Here is a 14,939-nt window from a genome sequence, read left to right on the forward strand (position 1 = left end):
TGGCGGGACCGGCTTCCTCCGATCGGGCGGCGAGGCCGAGGACCCGAAAGCTTTCGAAATCGCAGTACAAGAGGGATGGATGCTATATGGCTCCGTTGTTGTCCGACCTGACGAAAAATTTTTTCGTGGCCTTCGGCATGGTGCTCGGCGCCTCTCTGCTTGCGGGAGTGTGGTCGATCCTGCTGTTTAAACCTCCGGCTCCGTATATGCTGGAGATCGCGCGCAACGTGAAAGTATGGGCGCTGGTCGCCGCCGTCGGCGGAACGATCGATCCGATCCGGATCATCGAATTCAACCTGGCCGAAGGCTATCTGAATTCGGCGTTCCGGCAAATTCTCTACATCGTCAGCGCGTTCGTGGGCGCGCAGATGGGAACCGCGCTGATCGAGTGGATCTGCGAAGGGGGACTGCGCGCGTGAGAGTGCCCCGCTTCGATCCTACGTCCGTCTGGCTTCAGGGACTCGGCCTGTTCCTGGTCGGCTCCGTCGTCGGAGCGGTCGCGATCATGCTCGCCTACCAGTTGAATTTCAGCCTGGTCATGAGCGACAATCTGCGGCTGATCGACGAGAACCGCAAGCTGAAGGAGGACCTGGACTCGGCCCGCAAGCTCACCGCGCGACGGTCGGTCGTCACCAAGATCGACGTGCGCGTCGAAACACGCGACGACACGGCGCTCGACCAGCTTGCCCGCGACGAGCTGAAACGGCTGGTCGAAGCGGAACTGAAGCTGTTCAAGGGCAAATCCGCCAGCATTTTGGGCAATCCGGAGTACGACCAGATCATCGAACAGATCATTCGGCGGATCTATATCGTCGGCAGCACGCAATATTTGGTCGAGATGCGCACCATCGCGGTGCTGAACGACGAGCTGCGCGTATGGGTAACCGCACGGCCGCACGTCGGCGGGGAAACGAGCCGTTGATTTTTGCCGCAAAAACCGATAAATTGAATGAGAACCATCCGAATGGAGCTGCCCTTGCCGGCAACCCGCTCACTCGGTGAGCCCGGCTGTTCCGGAAGGCCGTCGGCACTTCGAAGGAGAAATTCATCATGTGGATCCAGATCATCATGCTCGGCTTGCTGCTGGCGATCACTTGCGTCTCCGTTTATTTCAGCATCCGCACCCGCCGGCTGAAAGGGCGCAAAGCCAGAGGACTCAGCGCCGCAAAAACAAACATCAGCATGGGCATCATGCTGATCTTCGCCGCCGTCACGCTGCTTTTTCTGTTTGTCGATACCGGCACGCGCCGCACGGTTGCCACCGTGTTCCTCATAATCGGCGTCTTCAACCTGTATGCCGGCCTGCGCAGTTATTCCGCCTACATGCGGCTGCCCGATGACGATTGAACACACCCGACAACCCGGCTGCCGCCGGACAATGGCGCTGGCTGCGGCTCGTTGACAGCATGCCCGCATAGATAACGGCTCAAACTGATCGACAGCGCGTCCGAGCTGCCGTTCGCGGAGCTGGCGGCTTTGCTTGAATAGGCGAGAATAGGCGGCTGGGCTCGGATAACAATATTTTTTATCGCTATCACCCGGAATCCGTCTGCCGGAGCGGAGTTTAGCGTTATAAAATATCGTCAAGTCCCCAGACTTCCCAAATCATCTTGTCCGATCCCTTTGTTAGTGATATTTCGTATCGCTAACGGCATCCGGGACGAGCAAAACGATGGGGTTAACGATATTTTATATAAAGAAGGCCTGACGCGCCTGACGTCCGTCTCCGACGATCCCTCGGTGCGCCAACACCCGGCAGGAAAGTCTCATTCCCGCCCGTTGTCTTTTATTTTTGCCTCTTCCGCCGCTTGAAGGCGAATGCCGCGACTCCTGGCGCTGGTTCGGAGCGTCTCCCCCTCGGATCGGCGGCCGTTATCCGTGATCGATCACCTGGGCCGCCAGGATCGATTTGGCCGCCAGGCTGCCTTGGCTGTAAATCTCCACGTCCGCCTTGCCGAACTTGCGTCCCGCCTCCATGACTCGGGGCTTCACGATGATCTCCGAATCGATCTGCAGCGGCCGCAGGAAATAGCTCGACATCGTCTCCAGCACGAGATCGCTCTTGCGCACGTGGCCGAGGGCACCGTAAGCCGCCTGCGCCATAAGCGTCGTCAGCACCCCTTCCGAAGCCGTGCCGAGCCGGTTGGTCATCCTCGGCGTAACGACGCCGCGGTATTGAACCGCTCCGTTCTCGTCGCGCTCTTCCTCGAACTCCGCCATAATCAGATCCTCGAATGTCTCTCCGATCTGCGGCTGCTTCTGGCTGTACTGCAGCGCCTTCAGCACGTCCTGGCGGCTGATCGCGGAGATCAGCTTCCCTTTGGCGTCCACGACGGGCAGCAGCTCGATGCCTTCCCACACCATCAGATGGGCCGCGGACGCGACCGACGTCTGCGGCGTAACGGTAAGCGGCGTCTTCGTCATAAACTTCTCGATCGGCTGGTCCGGATCGCCATGCAGCACGTCTTTGGCGGTCACCATGCCGATCACCCGATTCCATTCGTCCACGACGGGGAAGCGGCTATGCTCCGTTTCCTCCAGAAGCTTCTCCCAATCGCGGACCGTATGCGTCGCCTTCAACGAATAGTGCCTGGCATCCGGCCGCATCAGGTCTTCCACCAGCATAATTTTTTTCTTGATGAGGCGGTCGTAGATGGCGCGGTTGATCAGGGAAGCGACGGTAAAGGTATCGTAGCTCGACGAGATCAGAGGCAGCCCCAGCTCGTCCGCCAGCTTCCGGATCGCCGGACTCGCGCCGAATCCGCCCGTGATCAGAACGCCCGCGCCTTCCTCCAGCGCCCTGGCGTGGGCCTGCTCCCGGTTGCCGACGATCAGCAGGGAGCCTGCCTCGATATACTTGACCATCGCGTCAATCTCCATCGCGCCGATCACGAATTTGCTCAGCGTCTTCGTCAGCCCCGATTTGCCGCCCAGCACATCGCCGTCCACGATGTTGACGACCTCGGCGAACGTCAGCTTGTCGATATTGGACCGCTTCCGCTCGACGCGAACCGTTCCGATCCTCTCCCGGGTGCTGACGAGCCCGATATTTTCCGCTTCCTTGATCGCCCGGTAAGCCGTTCCTTCGCTGACATCCATCGCCTTGGCGATCTTCCGCACCGATATTTTCGTTCCGACCGCCAGGCTCTCGATATATTTCAGTATCGACTCGTGTTTCGTTGCCGACAAAAATCCTTCCTCCATGCCATGCCCGCCTTCCGACGTCAGATCCGGTAATAACGTTGCCGTTTCTTGCAATAGTACAGCAAAATCGGCTTTGCTTCCAGCCTTCGCACTCTGTTATAGTAAATTAAGGAAATTTTCATTCCATATTCTCTGTCACGCGGAGGGAGCGCCTATCATGTCTCTGTTCAAACGTATGCTGGCCAGCGTCGGTATCGGCAGTTCGCAGGTAGACACCCGGCTCGAGTCCGATCAACTGACGCCGGGCGAAGAAGTTCGAGGCGTCGTCGTCATCCAGGGCGGCCATGTCGAGCAGCAAGTGTCCAGCATTTATCTTCAACTGATGACCCAATATATCCGTGAGAGCGATGATAAAAAAATAGCGGAGACTTGCGTCATTCGCCGGTTCAGGATATCGGAACCGATAACCGTCGGGCCCGGCGAGACGATCCAGGTTCCGTTTCAGTTCACTCTCCCGCCGGAGACGCCTACGACCATCGGCCGCACGCCGGTATGGCTGAAAACCTCTCTTGACATCGACAACGCGCTTGATCCGACCGATCACGACTATGTTCAGGTTCATCCGCATCCGAGCGTTCGCACGGTCCTCGAAGCCGTTCATCATCTGGGCTTCCGTCTGCGCAAGACGGAAAACGAATACAGCCCTACCCTGGGCCGGGACCTTCCGTTCGTGCAAGAGTTCGAATTCGCTCCTTCTCCCGCCTATCGCGGACGTCTGGACGAACTGGAGCTTGTCTTCTTCCCGAACGCCCACGGCGTGGATGTGCTGATCGAAGTCGACCGCCGCGCCCGCGGCTTGTTCGGTTTCCTCGAAGAAGCGATGGAGCTGGACGAACGCAAGCAGGTGCTGCGATTCTCGTCCGCCGACCTCGCCAGAGGACCGGCCGTGATCGCCAGTGAGCTGGACCGTTTGATTGCCTACCATGCGAAATAACCCGGCCCGCGCTGGTTGATCGATAAGCCCCTCCATGACTGGAGACCTAATAGGTTCCCGTCATGGCAGGGGATTTTTTTATTTGCAAGGTCTTGCTAATATCTTGAGGGGCATGTAGAGTAGAACTAGAATTTCACAAAGAAAATTCGACACTATTTTTAAATGGAGTTGTAGAATTTTGTCGTATAATATGATCCGCGCAAAAAGGGGCCTAGTCTATGTGGTCCGAGCTGCTTAAATTCCTTACCGTCACTTTCTTGTACTCAACGCCTGCGTGCTTCGTCTATATCCGCTTCGGCATGGCTTTCTGGGGAATGCCCGAAGCAAAGAATACCCGATCGTTACTTTTCTTCGCGTTGGGACAGTCCATTTTGGCCAACTTCGGGATGATTTTCAAGTCCCCGCCAAGCGTTCAATTCGTTCAATTTATTGCCAGCCTCGTTGTTATGTTGTTGATTTGTTTCAGGAAAACAAAAATCTCGTTATTATTTAAGACCGCATTGGTTACCTACGTCGGATACAACTTCTCGGAGATGCTGACGGTAGGCATTCTGTTATCCTTTATGGATCGGGAACAAATTCTCAGGTACCCTTACCTTATGATTATCGGTTGCCTTCCGATATTTATCGCATGTTACCGGGTAAGCTCGGTCTGGATTAAAAACGATACGGATCTGGGACATAAATTGTTTGGGTTCATAAAGGGCAGAAAGAAAAGTCCTCTTTTTTGGTTATTCACACTCGTCAGCATTCAAGCTGCTCTTCTTTTTTTAATACTGGTAACCGGAACGACCTTGGAAGGGGAAAACGTCTTTACAAACGTTTCCTATCTGACCGTTATCAGCTTCACAACCATCGGTGTATGCCTGATGGCCATAAAAGCCGTTGCCGAAGCCAAATCGCAAGCCATTCAAATGACCCAGGATCACTACATCCAGGAGATCGAAAGCATGTTCACGGTCGTTCGCGGACAACGTCACGATTTTCTTAACCACGTCCAAGTTATTCATTCGATGGTTAAAATGAATAAAAACAAGGAGCTCCTTGAATATGCCGAAGAACTCTTGGGCGATATCCAGGAGATTAACGAAATAATCGCCGTTGGAAATCCTGCGATCGCCGCTTTTTTGAAAGCCAAATCTTCACAATCCATCGGACTTCATGTTAAATTCGAATATGCCATACAGTCTTTGAAAAACACGAAATTGTCGATCAACTCGATCGACTTGGTTAGAGTGCTGGGGAATCTGGTCGACAACGCATTCGACGCGGTGCAACATCTTCCGCCCGAACAGAGGCTGGTTATTCTGGAAGGGTGCCGGGAAGGCGACAATTTCCGTTTTACCGTTCGGAATTCCGGGCATGCGGTGTCGCAGGACGAATTAAGAAACATGCTGAAAATCGGATATACGACAAAAGATTCCAATCATAGCGGACTGGGCTTGTCGATTGTTCAGGAACTTTTGAAAAAATGCAAGGGAAAACTGGAAATTAACAGCATTCCCGATCAAGGAATGGAGTTTTCTGTCCTCATCCCGATTTTATGATCCGTCACTTCGATGAAAGCGCGTCCGACTTCCGTGGACGCGCTTTCTTTGCTTGGTTTGTATAAAACCATTTTCCTAAGACTTTTAATTCTAACGGACTTGTCACCATCTAGAAAGGATTGTAATGTTATATATAGTTTTCACCGTACTCAGCGCAGATGGTGCAAACAGATTAGAATTTTCGGTCTAAATACCTGATTCGGAAGGAGTTTCGGGTAGTTCAGGAAAATTTTCACTTTTCTATCATGGTAATCGTATTGTAGAATGTTATCAGGATAGTAGGCACAACAAACAAGGAGTCGTTTTCCACATGCATGACACGATCACTCTACTTGTATCGGCGATCGAGTTTTTATCAACTTTCATATTTATATTAATTGTTTTTCGATTCCCAATCAAAAGCTACAAATACCATTTGCTATTTTCTTCTTTGTTTATGTCCCAGTTCTCTTTCTTCCTAAATAGCTACTCCGTGACAAAATCGATCGCCCCTCTGCTGCAAGCGATCACTTTAATCCTGTTTATATGTTTTATCTTTCGAGTACAAATCTTTTATGCTGCTTCTATGGGTGTAACCGGATACGCGGTTTATATCATTATTCAGTTAGGTATAACAACAATCTTGAACTTTATGGTGTCGATCGATCAAATTTTATCGAACTTTATGCTCTTAAAAGTAGTCCAATTGGCATCAATTGCGGGAATTAATATACTGTCTTATTTCCTGGCTCGTAAAAAGATCGGATTTTCCTTTGTTCCGGACAGCGAACGGCAAAAAATCAAATGGGAGAAACACAATATTCTGTTTACCATCTTTCTGATCATAACAACCTTCTCTCTGGCCATCCTTCATTACATGGTCAATAAAGGGACTTCCGCCATGCTGTATATCTGTTTAATTGTCATCAGTGTTCTTCTCTCGATCGTTCTATACTATTCTGTACGAAAAGAGGTGGAACAATGATCGAATCAATGGCCAACCGAATAGCAACCAGAATCAAAGAGACCAACCCTGAACAAACGGTCAGCGTTGCTGTCATGAAATATTCTTTGATCATCCTGTTTACAACGATCGGCGGCTTTGTGCTAACCATGGCGATCGGAATTGTAACGGGAAAGGCACTGCCAACGTTTTTAGCTCTTATTTCATTCGCAGTTCTTCGTTTCTTTTCCGGTGGATTTCATTTCAAGTCGGCACTTATGTGTATACTCGGGTCAACGGCTGTGATCGCGCCGCTTCCTCATATACCCGTAAACGAACTTGCTTTTTATATTTTAATGGGCGGTTCCCTTCTGTTGTTGCTTTTGTTCGCCCCTAGCAATATTAAAGGAAACTCAAAAATTCCGGAGAAATATTACCCATTATTAAAAATAGTCTCAATGCTTGTCGTCAGCTCGAACTTCATTTTTCATTCCGAAGTTATGGCATTAGCCTTTTTCATACAAGCCATAACGGTAGCCTTATCAAGGAGGTGATATCTATGAACAAAAAAACGGCCGCTCTTGCATCCCAACTGCTGCTCGCTGTTGCTGCTTTCTTCGTTACAACAGCTTGCATGTTCTTGGGCCACCGTCCCGACACGCCGGAAGAATTGCTTCACTGACATGACAGCGCCCGACCCTTCATTGGAGGGATAGTATGAAATTCCCCGTCACCCGTGACCGGAACAACGAAACCGAATATGTCATGCTGGACGCGGAAGACGTGCTGTACATCCATTTGGAGGATCGGACAGTTGTATTCCACACTCACGAGGGAAAGTTTTACCTGCTCGACACCCTCTCCGCGCTGGCCAAGCATATGGAAGCACTCGGTTTCCGTAAGCTGGATCGGGTCAACCTGGTCAACGTTAAGAAAATCACCCAGTTTGACGACGAGCAGGGCAAGGTTTATTTCGACGCAACCGTTGACAAGAACAGTGATTTTGCTACGGTATCGTTCGTCAACAAGAATACCTATCGCAAGGAAATTTTACACTGGGTCGAAAAGAACAGCAAAAAGTAAATCATACTCCAATCCTAGACAGAAGTCAACAAGATTTTGCGCTCACGACTTAATGTATACTTTATCCAGTTGCCCCTTTATTCTGTAAGAGAGAATAAAGGGGCAACTGCTTTTTTATAGCCCCTAGGAGTGAGAGTATGACAGAGAGGGAACAACAAGACATTTACAGAAGGATGGTCGCCCAGGTCGTATCGCATCGCAGCCGGTGGATCGCCCCGGAAAAAACAAATCCCGCAGCCGATTCGCCCGACCATGCGGAAGAGATCGAGATTTGGTGCGAGCGGTTCAGGGACTGGACCAACCATATATGCGAGGAAATGGAGAAGAAGCTGCTATGAATTTTCGATCCGTTGCCGCGAGTTTAAGAGTCAGTTGCTACAATTGCCGTTACTTTCAGGTTGGAGACGACATGATGAACGGGACGTGCAGGTATGGAGACAAGTGCCGGTCTACGATCGGAATCGGCACCTGCGACGACTTCATGAGACGCGAAGCGGAAAGCTTCGCCTGGTCGCGCCTGAAGCCCAGAAGCCGCCCGGCACAATCGCAAAACTGATGGAACGCATACCTTATCGGGATGCGTTTTTTGTTTTTTCATGAAGATTTTTTCAATGGCCCTGAAACTATTTGGAAGATAAAATCGTCTTAATCTTTGGATCGTTCCGCCCAAAACAAACAGACCCCGGCAGGCAGTCAGATCGTCGGGGAGAACTACGGAGAGAAGGTGCCGGAAATGTCGCGAATGCTCACGCGGCGAATCGGCAGCAGATCGATTCTCTTATTCTCGCTGCTGATGATTTTCAAGAGCTATTGTGCGTGGTATGTCATCTTCGAAGATGGCCCCTCCTGGGTCACGTGGCTGAAAGAAATTCCGATTATTCTCATGGCTTTTTGCTTGATCGAATGGTTGGCCTCGAAACGGAAGCTTCTCTATTACTGGATCGTCAACCTGCTGTTGACCGGCGTTTTCTTCGCCGTCATGCTCTATTATAAATACTATGGCGTGATCGCCACGTATCATGCGTTGGATCGCGTGAACCAGGTGAAAGCGGTCAGCGACAGCGTGTATACGCTGCTGAATCCGACCTACCTGATCGTCTTCGCCGATATCGCGATCATCGGGGTTCTGATGGTCTGGCGAAAAAAAGCGGTAAACTGGAAAAAGGCGATCGCCCGGAAAGAGAACCGGAAAGTGCTTCTCGCTCTGTTCAGTTTGTCTCTGGCGGTCTGCTTCATGAACATTTTCCCCAATCGCGCGAGCATGAGCGAGATGGTGAAAGCCGAAAAAATGGGAATTCTCGGCTACGAGGCTTATACGATTTTCGCCGACAACGAGGAGCCCGAGTTGATTCCGAAGGAGCAAATTACGCAGCAGGCCATCGACGAGCTGAAGGGCATTAAGCCCGTAGCAGCCCCCGCTTACCACGGAGCGGCCGCCGGCAAAAATCTGATCGTCCTGCAGCTCGAGTCGTTCCAGAATTTCCTGGTCGATCTGAAAATTGACGGCGTCGAGATTACCCCGAACCTGAACCGGCTGGCCCATTCGCAATTTTATTTCCCCAAGTTTTATCAGCAGGTCGGTCAGGGCACGACTTCGGACGCCGAATTCGTCGTGAATACGTCCTTGTATATCCCGCCGCGCGGACCGGCCGTACAAGAATACGTCGACCGGAAGCTGCCGAGCTTGCCGCGGCTGCTGAAGGAACACGGCTACGATACGGCGACGTTCCATACCAACACCGCCGAGTTCTGGAACCGCCGGCAGCTCTATCCCGCTCTCGGATTCGACCGGTATTACGACCAGGAGTTTTTCGGAACCGAAGACACCGTCTTCTTCGGTGCGTCCGACGAAGTGCTGTACGACAAAGTGGCCGACGAACTCGCGCGGATGGATGCGCAGGACCGGCCGTTCTACTCGCATATTTTGTCCATGACCGCCCATCACCCGTTCACGATTCCGGAGCGCAAGTACAAGATGAAGCTGCCGGAACGGTACGAGGACACGTTCGTCGGCAATTATATCCGCGCCCAGAACTACGCCGACTACGCGTTAGGATTGTTCATCGACGAATTGAAACGGAACGGCGTATGGGACAACAGCCTCATCGTCATCTATGGCGATCACTTCGGTCTGCCGATTTACTCGCTGGACCGCAAGGACCAGGAGCTGATGAGCGAAATTTACGGCCGCGAGTACGAGTACAAGGATATGATCAACATTCCGCTGATCATCGCTTCCGGAGACGGCGGCTTTACGTTCCCGGCTACGTTCCGGCAACTGGGCGGGCAAGTCGACCTGCTTCCGACCATCGCCAACCTGCTGGGCATATCTCTGGACGATCAGATTCACTTCGGCCAGGACTTGTTTAATTACACGGCATACAATCTGCTTCCGCAGCGTTACTATTTGCCGACCGGCTCCGTCATCAGCAACGGAGAACTGTTCGTGACCGGCAGCGGATACGAGGACGGCCGACGGTTCACGCTGGCCGGCGGCGGCGCTCCGACCTTCGAGGTCACGGAGGAGCACGTCAATCGGGCGCTGAAGCTGCTGAGCCTGTCCGACAGCTATGTGCGGCAACTGCCCGCGCTTGAACCTTAGAGGTGAGCCGGCGGATTGCGGGGAACGCCTCGCCGTCCCGAAAATAAACGTGCGGAAAAGCCCTTGTTCTCCATCCTGGAGGACAAGGGCTTTTCCTGTCGGGCCATCCCGGGCCATGCGCCTTATCCCCGCGCCCTATGGCCTCCCCGCTTCTCCTTGGCGGCCGACGCGGAAGCACGCTCCAGGATCGACCGCTCCCAGCGCTCCCACTTGTGATAACGGATTTGCGCCAGCTCGCGGTCGCGGGCCTCGTCGACCCGCAGCAGCCGGTAGAACTGCGAAGCCAGCACCAATCCGGCGAACCCCAGCCAGAACAGCGCAAACCAGAACGCCGCTCCTCCGGAAGGGTTCAGTTCGAGCGACGGCAGCGCATACACGATCATTCCCAACGCCGCGACTCCGTATAAAGCCGATCTCCACGTTCTCTTCATCGCAGATTCTCTCCCCCCAGCCGCTTTAGCCCGGCGCACAAGCTACTCCTATACGTTATGAGACAGGCTTCGGATATATGCCTTGCTCCGGCTTCCGGAGCCCGAACCGGGCGCGGCGGGAACGGTGCCGGACGGGCGCACCCAAGCACCAAGGCCTCTATGTCCTCATATGATGGAGTAGTCTATTGCCGGAAGGAGTCGGCCTATGTCAAGAGTCAAACTAACGGTTCACGTCTCCCCGGACAGCGGCGAGTCAAGCGGTTCAACCGTGGCGATCGGCGACAAGGCGATAAAACAGCTCAAAATTCCGGCGGGGAGCCCGATCACGCTCCGCTTCGGCGCGTTCCGGCAATCCGTGACCGCCGTCGGAGGCGGTCCGGCCGACGGCCTCCGGTTGTCGGCCATGCTGGCCCATCGCATGGGGCTGCATACGGGCGCCAAGCTGAGCGCCGGTTACAGGCAAGGATCTCGGACGCTGGCGATAGGTCCCCTTGTCGGCGTGTTGGTCAGTAAAGTGTATCCGGGATCTGCCGACGGTCAATTGTTCGGCTCCATCACCTCCTTTTGCCGGGAGTTGACGATCGCCGCCGCTCTATCGGGCGCGCATGTGTTTTTCTTCACCCCGAACGAAGTCAACAGCGGCCAGACGATCACGGGCTGGAGCTATCGGGGAGGATGGCGCAAGTCCGAATACCCCGTTCCCGACGTCGTGTACAACCGGCTGACGACGCGCAAGCTGGAGAGCAAATCAAGCGTTCAGCATTTTTTCAAGGAAGTGAAGACCCGCTATCAGACGACCGTGTTCAACGAAAGGTTTTTGAACAAAACCGACGTGTTCCAGGCACTCAAGCAGAACGCGGCTTGTCTGAAATATTTGCCGGAATCGTATCTGTTCCGGGGATTCGACATGCTCAAGTCCATGACGGCCAAATACCCGGTCGTCTTTTTAAAGCCGGTTACGGGCAGCTTGGGCAAAGGCATTATACGCATATCCCGATGCGGGAACGGATATTGCTGCGATACGACGATGGCCGGCGGCGTCCGGCGGCAAACATTCGCGACGCTGAACGGCCTGTTCAAGTCGATCTCGGCCCGTCTGAAGGCGCAGCGGCATCAGATTCAGCAAGGCCTGCAACTGATCAAAATAGGCGACCGGCCGATCGACTTCCGGGCGCTCGTGCAGAGAGGATCGAAGGGCGATTGGGTGATCACCTCAACGGTAGCCCGCATTGCCGGGAACCGGCACTTCGTATCCAACATCGCGAGAGGAGGCACGATCGCCCGTGTCGAGGAGACGCTGACGAGATCGAACTTGCCCAGCTCCGCGCTGAACACAACCCGGACCCAACTGCGCCGGGCCGCGCTGGATATCGCCGAAGGCATCGAAGCCCAGGTGGGCGGCCACTACGCCGAACTGGGCGTCGATCTCGCCGTGGATGTCAGCGGCAAGGTCTGGCTGCTGGAGGTTAATTCCAAGCCGTCGAAAAACGACGCCTCCCCGGCCGCCAACGTCAAAATCCGTCCTTCGGTCAAGCAGACGCTCCGGTATGCGCGCTACCTGGCCGGATTATAAGACTACGCACGGGTGGAGGCACATGAGATGAGTCACTTGCATCAACTGGAGAAACAGCGCGCGGGAGCCGGCACGGCCGGAAGCGTAGCCGGATTGTTGGCCGGGCACGACGCCGTGCGGGCAAGCTCGGCGTCGGGAACGAGGCGGACGCTCGGCATTCTCGTCTGCGAGACGCCGGGGGAACCGCCGTTTCCCGAGCGCGCGTTTTACCGCAATCTTAGCGAAATGGCTCCCGCGCTCGGTCTCGAGGTCGCGGTGTTTTCGCCGCACTCGATCGACTGGCGCAAGCGGGAGGTGCTGGCTTACCGGTGGTCGCCCGGAACAGGCGGTTGGACGGCGGAACGCCGCAGGCTTCCGTCCGTCCTGTACGACCGCTGCTTCTTCGGCAATCGGGAGGTCTACCTCGAATACCGCGAGGCGATCCGCAAGCTTCGGGAAGATCCCGGCGTGCAGTTCCTCGGCAACGGATTGTTGGGCAAGGGAGCCGTATTCGCCGCACTCTCCGAAGAAGAACGATTCGCTCCGCTGCTGCCTCCGACCGAAGCGTTGGAGGAGCCCCGCCGGCAATTGCGCCAGTGGCTGGACCGGTTCGACGCGGTCTTTCTGAAGCCGGAGACCGGCAGCCAGGGCAAAGGCGTGCTGGCGATCCACCGGGTTCCGCCCAACGGCAGGCGGACCGGCAGCTATGCGGCGACGGGCCGCGACGAATACAATCGGGCGTTCCGCCTCGAACTGCGGGACCGCCGGGAGATGATCGAGACCGTCGAGGCCTTCACCCGCCGGCGCTCCTATTTGCTTCAACCGTATCTCGATCTCGTAACCGACCGGGGCGAGCCGTTCGATCTGAGAGCGCTCGTCCAGAAGGACGCGCGAGGGCTCTGGCGGCTGGCGGGCATTGCCGCCCGGATCGGACGTCCGGGAGGGCTGACCTCCAATCTTCACGGCGGCGGCACCGCCGAACGCGCCGACCGTCTGCTGGAGCGTCTGTACGGTCCCGAAACATCCCGCGAACTGCTGGATCGCATCCGTGAGGTTTCCGTCGAGGTGCCCCCCGTCCTCGAACGCCGCTTCGGCAGGCTGGCGGAGCTTGGGCTCGATATCGGCGTGGATCGGCGGCAGAAGCTGTGGCTGATCGAAGCGAACTCCAAGCCGGGCCGAAGCGTATTCGCACGGATCGCCGACACCGCCGCTCGGCGCAGGGCTTTATGGAACCCGCTGCGATACGCACGTTATTTACTGGATCGAATTCCAGGGGAGGAAACGTAATGAGTTTTACATCCTGCACCCTTTCGTTTACGGGAGGTACGGAAAAAACCGTTTTGGCCACTCGATCGCTCGTTAAGACGCTGGGCATATCCGGCGTCAAAACGATTACGCTTAAAGTCGGCTCGAAGGACGTGTCCGTGCCGATCAAGCTCGTTAAACGGCCGGGGATGACCCTGTACCTCCCAATCGCCATTAAACAAGCGCTACGCGTTCCCCGCTCCGGACGCGCCTACGTTCACTACGATGCCGCCAACCAGGAGCTTCGCCTCGGGCCGCTGATCGGTATCATGACCGGAGCGATGGTCCGGACATCCGCCGAATCGCCGCACGGTCCGCGCTCCAGCCTGATGCGCTCCTACCTCAGCGCCGGCGCGAACAAAGCTTTTTACTTCGCGTTTACGCCCCACGACGTCGACTGGTCCGAAGGCACCGTCGTCGGACATTTCGTCAGCGGCGAAGGCGAGTGGGTCCGCAAAACGGTGCCGCTGCCGGACGTCGTCTACAACCGGCTGGCGAGCCGAAGGGCGGAAAAGCAGCAATCGTTCGAGTCGTTTAAGGAACGGTTCATACGCAAAGGCATCCCGGTATTCAACTGGAGCTATTTCGACAAGTGGGACGTGTATAAAATACTGGAAGGCGACGAGATGAAAAAACATGTGCCGGAATCCCATATCAACCCTTCGCCGGAGACGCTCAAGGCCATGCTCGAACGGCATAAGTTCATCTACCTGAAGCCGACGGCGGGCAGTCTGGGCAACGGCATCTACCGGCTGACGTATCATCCGGGCAAAGGGTATTTCGCCCGGTTCCGCCAAAACAACCAAAACGTCCTGCTCCGTTACGGCAAATTCGCCGGACTCAGCTCGATGCTCGGCATCTCCCGCGGGCGCCTGAGAAATTACGTCGCGCAGCAGGGCATCCGCCTGATCGAGATCGATTCCTGTCCGATCGACTTCCGTTTCCACATGCACAAAAACTCCCGCGACGAATGGATCGTCGCCGGAATCGGCGCCAAAAAGGCGGGACGGGGAAGCGTGACGACACATGTGAAAAACGGCGGCCAGGTCATGACGCCGGAGCAGGCGCTGGGCCTCGTCTTCGGCGATCGGGGCAATCAGGTGCTGGAACACGCCAAGCAGGTCGCCATCCAGCTTTGCCAAGCGATCGAAAGAAACTACAAACGAGTGCTCGGGGAACTGGGCCTGGATATCGGCATCGACCAGAACGAGCGCATCTGGATGTTCGAGGCCAACTCGAAACCCGGCCGCTCCATCTTCAAGCATCCGGGTCTCAAGCATCAAGGGCGCGCTTCCCTCAACCATCTGGTCGACTACTCGGTATATTTGGCCAAATTCCGTCCCCGGAAGGAAGCGTGAT

Annotated in this window: 17 protein-coding genes; 14 read left to right on the top strand and 3 right to left on the bottom strand. The window is 55.0% G+C overall.

Annotated elements, in window-relative coordinates; all coding sequences use genetic code 11:
* Positions 1 to 86: 86 nt before the first annotated feature.
* The 3 genes from FE781_RS09370 to FE781_RS09380 all read left to right on the top strand — a co-directional run bounded on the left by FE781_RS09370 (position 87) and on the right by FE781_RS09380 (position 1,347).
* Entirely contained in the window at positions 87 to 419 is a 333-nt protein-coding gene (locus tag FE781_RS09370; protein WP_138789354.1) for a YtrH family sporulation protein, read from the top strand.
* Complete coding sequence (locus FE781_RS09375; protein WP_138789355.1) at positions 416 to 922, top strand: sporulation membrane protein YtrI; 507 nt, start codon at positions 416 to 418, stop codon at positions 920 to 922. Before FE781_RS09370 ends, FE781_RS09375 begins: the two co-directional genes overlap by 4 nt.
* A gap of 128 nt (positions 923 to 1,050) precedes the next feature.
* Positions 1,051 to 1,347, top strand: coding sequence for a YtpI family protein (locus FE781_RS09380; RefSeq protein WP_138789356.1), 297 nt, complete (start codon positions 1,051 to 1,053; stop codon positions 1,345 to 1,347).
* A gap of 525 nt (positions 1,348 to 1,872) precedes the next feature.
* Here the strand turns inward: FE781_RS09380 and FE781_RS09385 are convergent.
* Positions 1,873 to 3,204, bottom strand: a complete 1,332-nt coding sequence (locus FE781_RS09385; protein WP_138789357.1) for a DRTGG domain-containing protein — start codon at positions 3,202 to 3,204, stop codon at positions 1,873 to 1,875.
* A 157-nt stretch (positions 3,205 to 3,361) separates the two neighbouring features.
* Between FE781_RS09385 and FE781_RS09390 the strand changes: the two genes are divergently transcribed.
* From FE781_RS09390 to FE781_RS09420, 7 genes are all read left to right on the top strand, one after another.
* Positions 3,362 to 4,138, top strand: coding sequence for a sporulation protein (locus tag FE781_RS09390; RefSeq protein WP_138789358.1), 777 nt, complete (start codon positions 3,362 to 3,364; stop codon positions 4,136 to 4,138).
* A gap of 218 nt (positions 4,139 to 4,356) precedes the next feature.
* A complete protein-coding gene (locus FE781_RS09395) occupies positions 4,357 to 5,685 on the top strand; it encodes a sensor histidine kinase (protein ID WP_138789359.1) in 1,329 nt (442 codons plus the stop codon).
* A gap of 310 nt (positions 5,686 to 5,995) precedes the next feature.
* A complete protein-coding gene (locus tag FE781_RS09400; protein ID WP_138789360.1) occupies positions 5,996 to 6,649 on the top strand; it encodes a hypothetical protein in 654 nt (217 codons plus the stop codon).
* A complete protein-coding gene (locus tag FE781_RS09405) occupies positions 6,646 to 7,161 on the top strand; it encodes an accessory gene regulator ArgB-like protein (RefSeq protein ID WP_138789361.1) in 516 nt (171 codons plus the stop codon). The genes FE781_RS09400 and FE781_RS09405 overlap by 4 nt, the downstream gene beginning before the upstream one ends.
* Positions 7,162 to 7,166: 5 nt before the next feature.
* Entirely contained in the window at positions 7,167 to 7,289 is a 123-nt protein-coding gene (locus tag FE781_RS09410) for a cyclic lactone autoinducer peptide (RefSeq protein ID WP_138789362.1), read from the top strand.
* Between the two features lie 35 nt (positions 7,290 to 7,324).
* The gene (locus FE781_RS09415; RefSeq protein ID WP_138789363.1) at positions 7,325 to 7,690 is read left to right on the top strand and encodes a LytTR family transcriptional regulator DNA-binding domain-containing protein; all 366 of its coding nucleotides are present in this window, start codon (positions 7,325 to 7,327) and stop codon (positions 7,688 to 7,690) included.
* A 137-nt stretch (positions 7,691 to 7,827) separates the two neighbouring features.
* The gene (locus FE781_RS09420; protein ID WP_138789364.1) at positions 7,828 to 8,028 is read left to right on the top strand and encodes a hypothetical protein; all 201 of its coding nucleotides are present in this window, start codon (positions 7,828 to 7,830) and stop codon (positions 8,026 to 8,028) included.
* Positions 8,029 to 8,051: 23 nt separating this feature from the next.
* Here FE781_RS09420 and FE781_RS17475 read toward each other — a convergent pair whose 3' ends face one another.
* Positions 8,052 to 8,360 carry a hypothetical protein gene (locus FE781_RS17475; protein WP_170209493.1) on the bottom strand — a complete coding sequence of 103 codons (309 nt, stop codon included), beginning with the start codon at positions 8,358 to 8,360 and terminating at the stop codon, positions 8,052 to 8,054.
* A gap of 63 nt (positions 8,361 to 8,423) precedes the next feature.
* Between FE781_RS17475 and FE781_RS09425 the strand changes: the two genes are divergently transcribed.
* On the top strand, positions 8,424 to 10,292 hold the full coding sequence (locus FE781_RS09425; RefSeq protein ID WP_138789425.1) for an LTA synthase family protein: 1,869 nt from the start codon (positions 8,424 to 8,426) through the stop codon (positions 10,290 to 10,292).
* A gap of 122 nt (positions 10,293 to 10,414) precedes the next feature.
* Here FE781_RS09425 and FE781_RS09430 read toward each other — a convergent pair whose 3' ends face one another.
* Positions 10,415 to 10,723, bottom strand: coding sequence for a hypothetical protein (locus FE781_RS09430; RefSeq protein ID WP_138789365.1), 309 nt, complete (start codon positions 10,721 to 10,723; stop codon positions 10,415 to 10,417).
* A gap of 205 nt (positions 10,724 to 10,928) precedes the next feature.
* Here FE781_RS09430 and FE781_RS09435 point away from each other — a divergent pair, with 205 nt between their 5' ends.
* The 3 genes from FE781_RS09435 to FE781_RS09445 are packed head-to-tail and all read left to right on the top strand — an operon-like array spanning position 10,929 to position 14,938.
* Positions 10,929 to 12,296 (top strand): YheC/YheD family endospore coat-associated protein, encoded by a 1,368-nt coding sequence (locus FE781_RS09435; protein ID WP_138789366.1) that lies wholly within the window; start codon positions 10,929 to 10,931, stop codon positions 12,294 to 12,296.
* Positions 12,297 to 12,323: 27 nt separating this feature from the next.
* The gene (locus tag FE781_RS09440; protein WP_138789367.1) at positions 12,324 to 13,562 is read left to right on the top strand and encodes a YheC/YheD family endospore coat-associated protein; all 1,239 of its coding nucleotides are present in this window, start codon (positions 12,324 to 12,326) and stop codon (positions 13,560 to 13,562) included.
* The gene (locus FE781_RS09445; RefSeq protein ID WP_138789368.1) at positions 13,562 to 14,938 is read left to right on the top strand and encodes a YheC/YheD family endospore coat-associated protein; all 1,377 of its coding nucleotides are present in this window, start codon (positions 13,562 to 13,564) and stop codon (positions 14,936 to 14,938) included. Before FE781_RS09440 ends, FE781_RS09445 begins: the two co-directional genes overlap by 1 nt.
* The last annotated feature ends 1 nt before the right edge of the window (position 14,939 follow it).

Source organism: Paenibacillus thermoaerophilus (genome assembly GCF_005938195.1).
Classification (GTDB): Bacteria; Bacillota; Bacilli; order Paenibacillales; family Reconciliibacillaceae; genus Paenibacillus_W; species Paenibacillus_W thermoaerophilus.

Coding starts and splice junctions, on each gene's coding strand:
- FE781_RS09390 (WP_138789358.1), top strand. CDS start 3,362: ATGTCTCTGTTCAAACGTATGCTGGCCAGCGTCGGTATCGGCAGTTCG.
- FE781_RS09395 (WP_138789359.1), top strand. CDS start 4,357: ATGTGGTCCGAGCTGCTTAAATTCCTTACCGTCACTTTCTTGTACTCA.
- FE781_RS09405 (WP_138789361.1), top strand. CDS start 6,646: ATGATCGAATCAATGGCCAACCGAATAGCAACCAGAATCAAAGAGACC.
- FE781_RS09400 (WP_138789360.1), top strand. CDS start 5,996: ATGCATGACACGATCACTCTACTTGTATCGGCGATCGAGTTTTTATCA.
- FE781_RS09420 (WP_138789364.1), top strand. CDS start 7,828: ATGACAGAGAGGGAACAACAAGACATTTACAGAAGGATGGTCGCCCAG.
- FE781_RS09380 (WP_138789356.1), top strand. CDS start 1,051: ATGTGGATCCAGATCATCATGCTCGGCTTGCTGCTGGCGATCACTTGC.
- FE781_RS09445 (WP_138789368.1), top strand. CDS start 13,562: ATGAGTTTTACATCCTGCACCCTTTCGTTTACGGGAGGTACGGAAAAA.
- FE781_RS09370 (WP_138789354.1), top strand. CDS start 87: ATGGCTCCGTTGTTGTCCGACCTGACGAAAAATTTTTTCGTGGCCTTC.
- FE781_RS09435 (WP_138789366.1), top strand. CDS start 10,929: ATGTCAAGAGTCAAACTAACGGTTCACGTCTCCCCGGACAGCGGCGAG.
- FE781_RS09415 (WP_138789363.1), top strand. CDS start 7,325: ATGAAATTCCCCGTCACCCGTGACCGGAACAACGAAACCGAATATGTC.
- FE781_RS09425 (WP_138789425.1), top strand. CDS start 8,424: ATGTCGCGAATGCTCACGCGGCGAATCGGCAGCAGATCGATTCTCTTA.
- FE781_RS09430 (WP_138789365.1), bottom strand. CDS start 10,723: ATGAAGAGAACGTGGAGATCGGCTTTATACGGAGTCGCGGCGTTGGGA.
- FE781_RS09440 (WP_138789367.1), top strand. CDS start 12,324: ATGAGTCACTTGCATCAACTGGAGAAACAGCGCGCGGGAGCCGGCACG.
- FE781_RS09410 (WP_138789362.1), top strand. CDS start 7,167: ATGAACAAAAAAACGGCCGCTCTTGCATCCCAACTGCTGCTCGCTGTT.
- FE781_RS09385 (WP_138789357.1), bottom strand. CDS start 3,204: ATGGAGGAAGGATTTTTGTCGGCAACGAAACACGAGTCGATACTGAAA.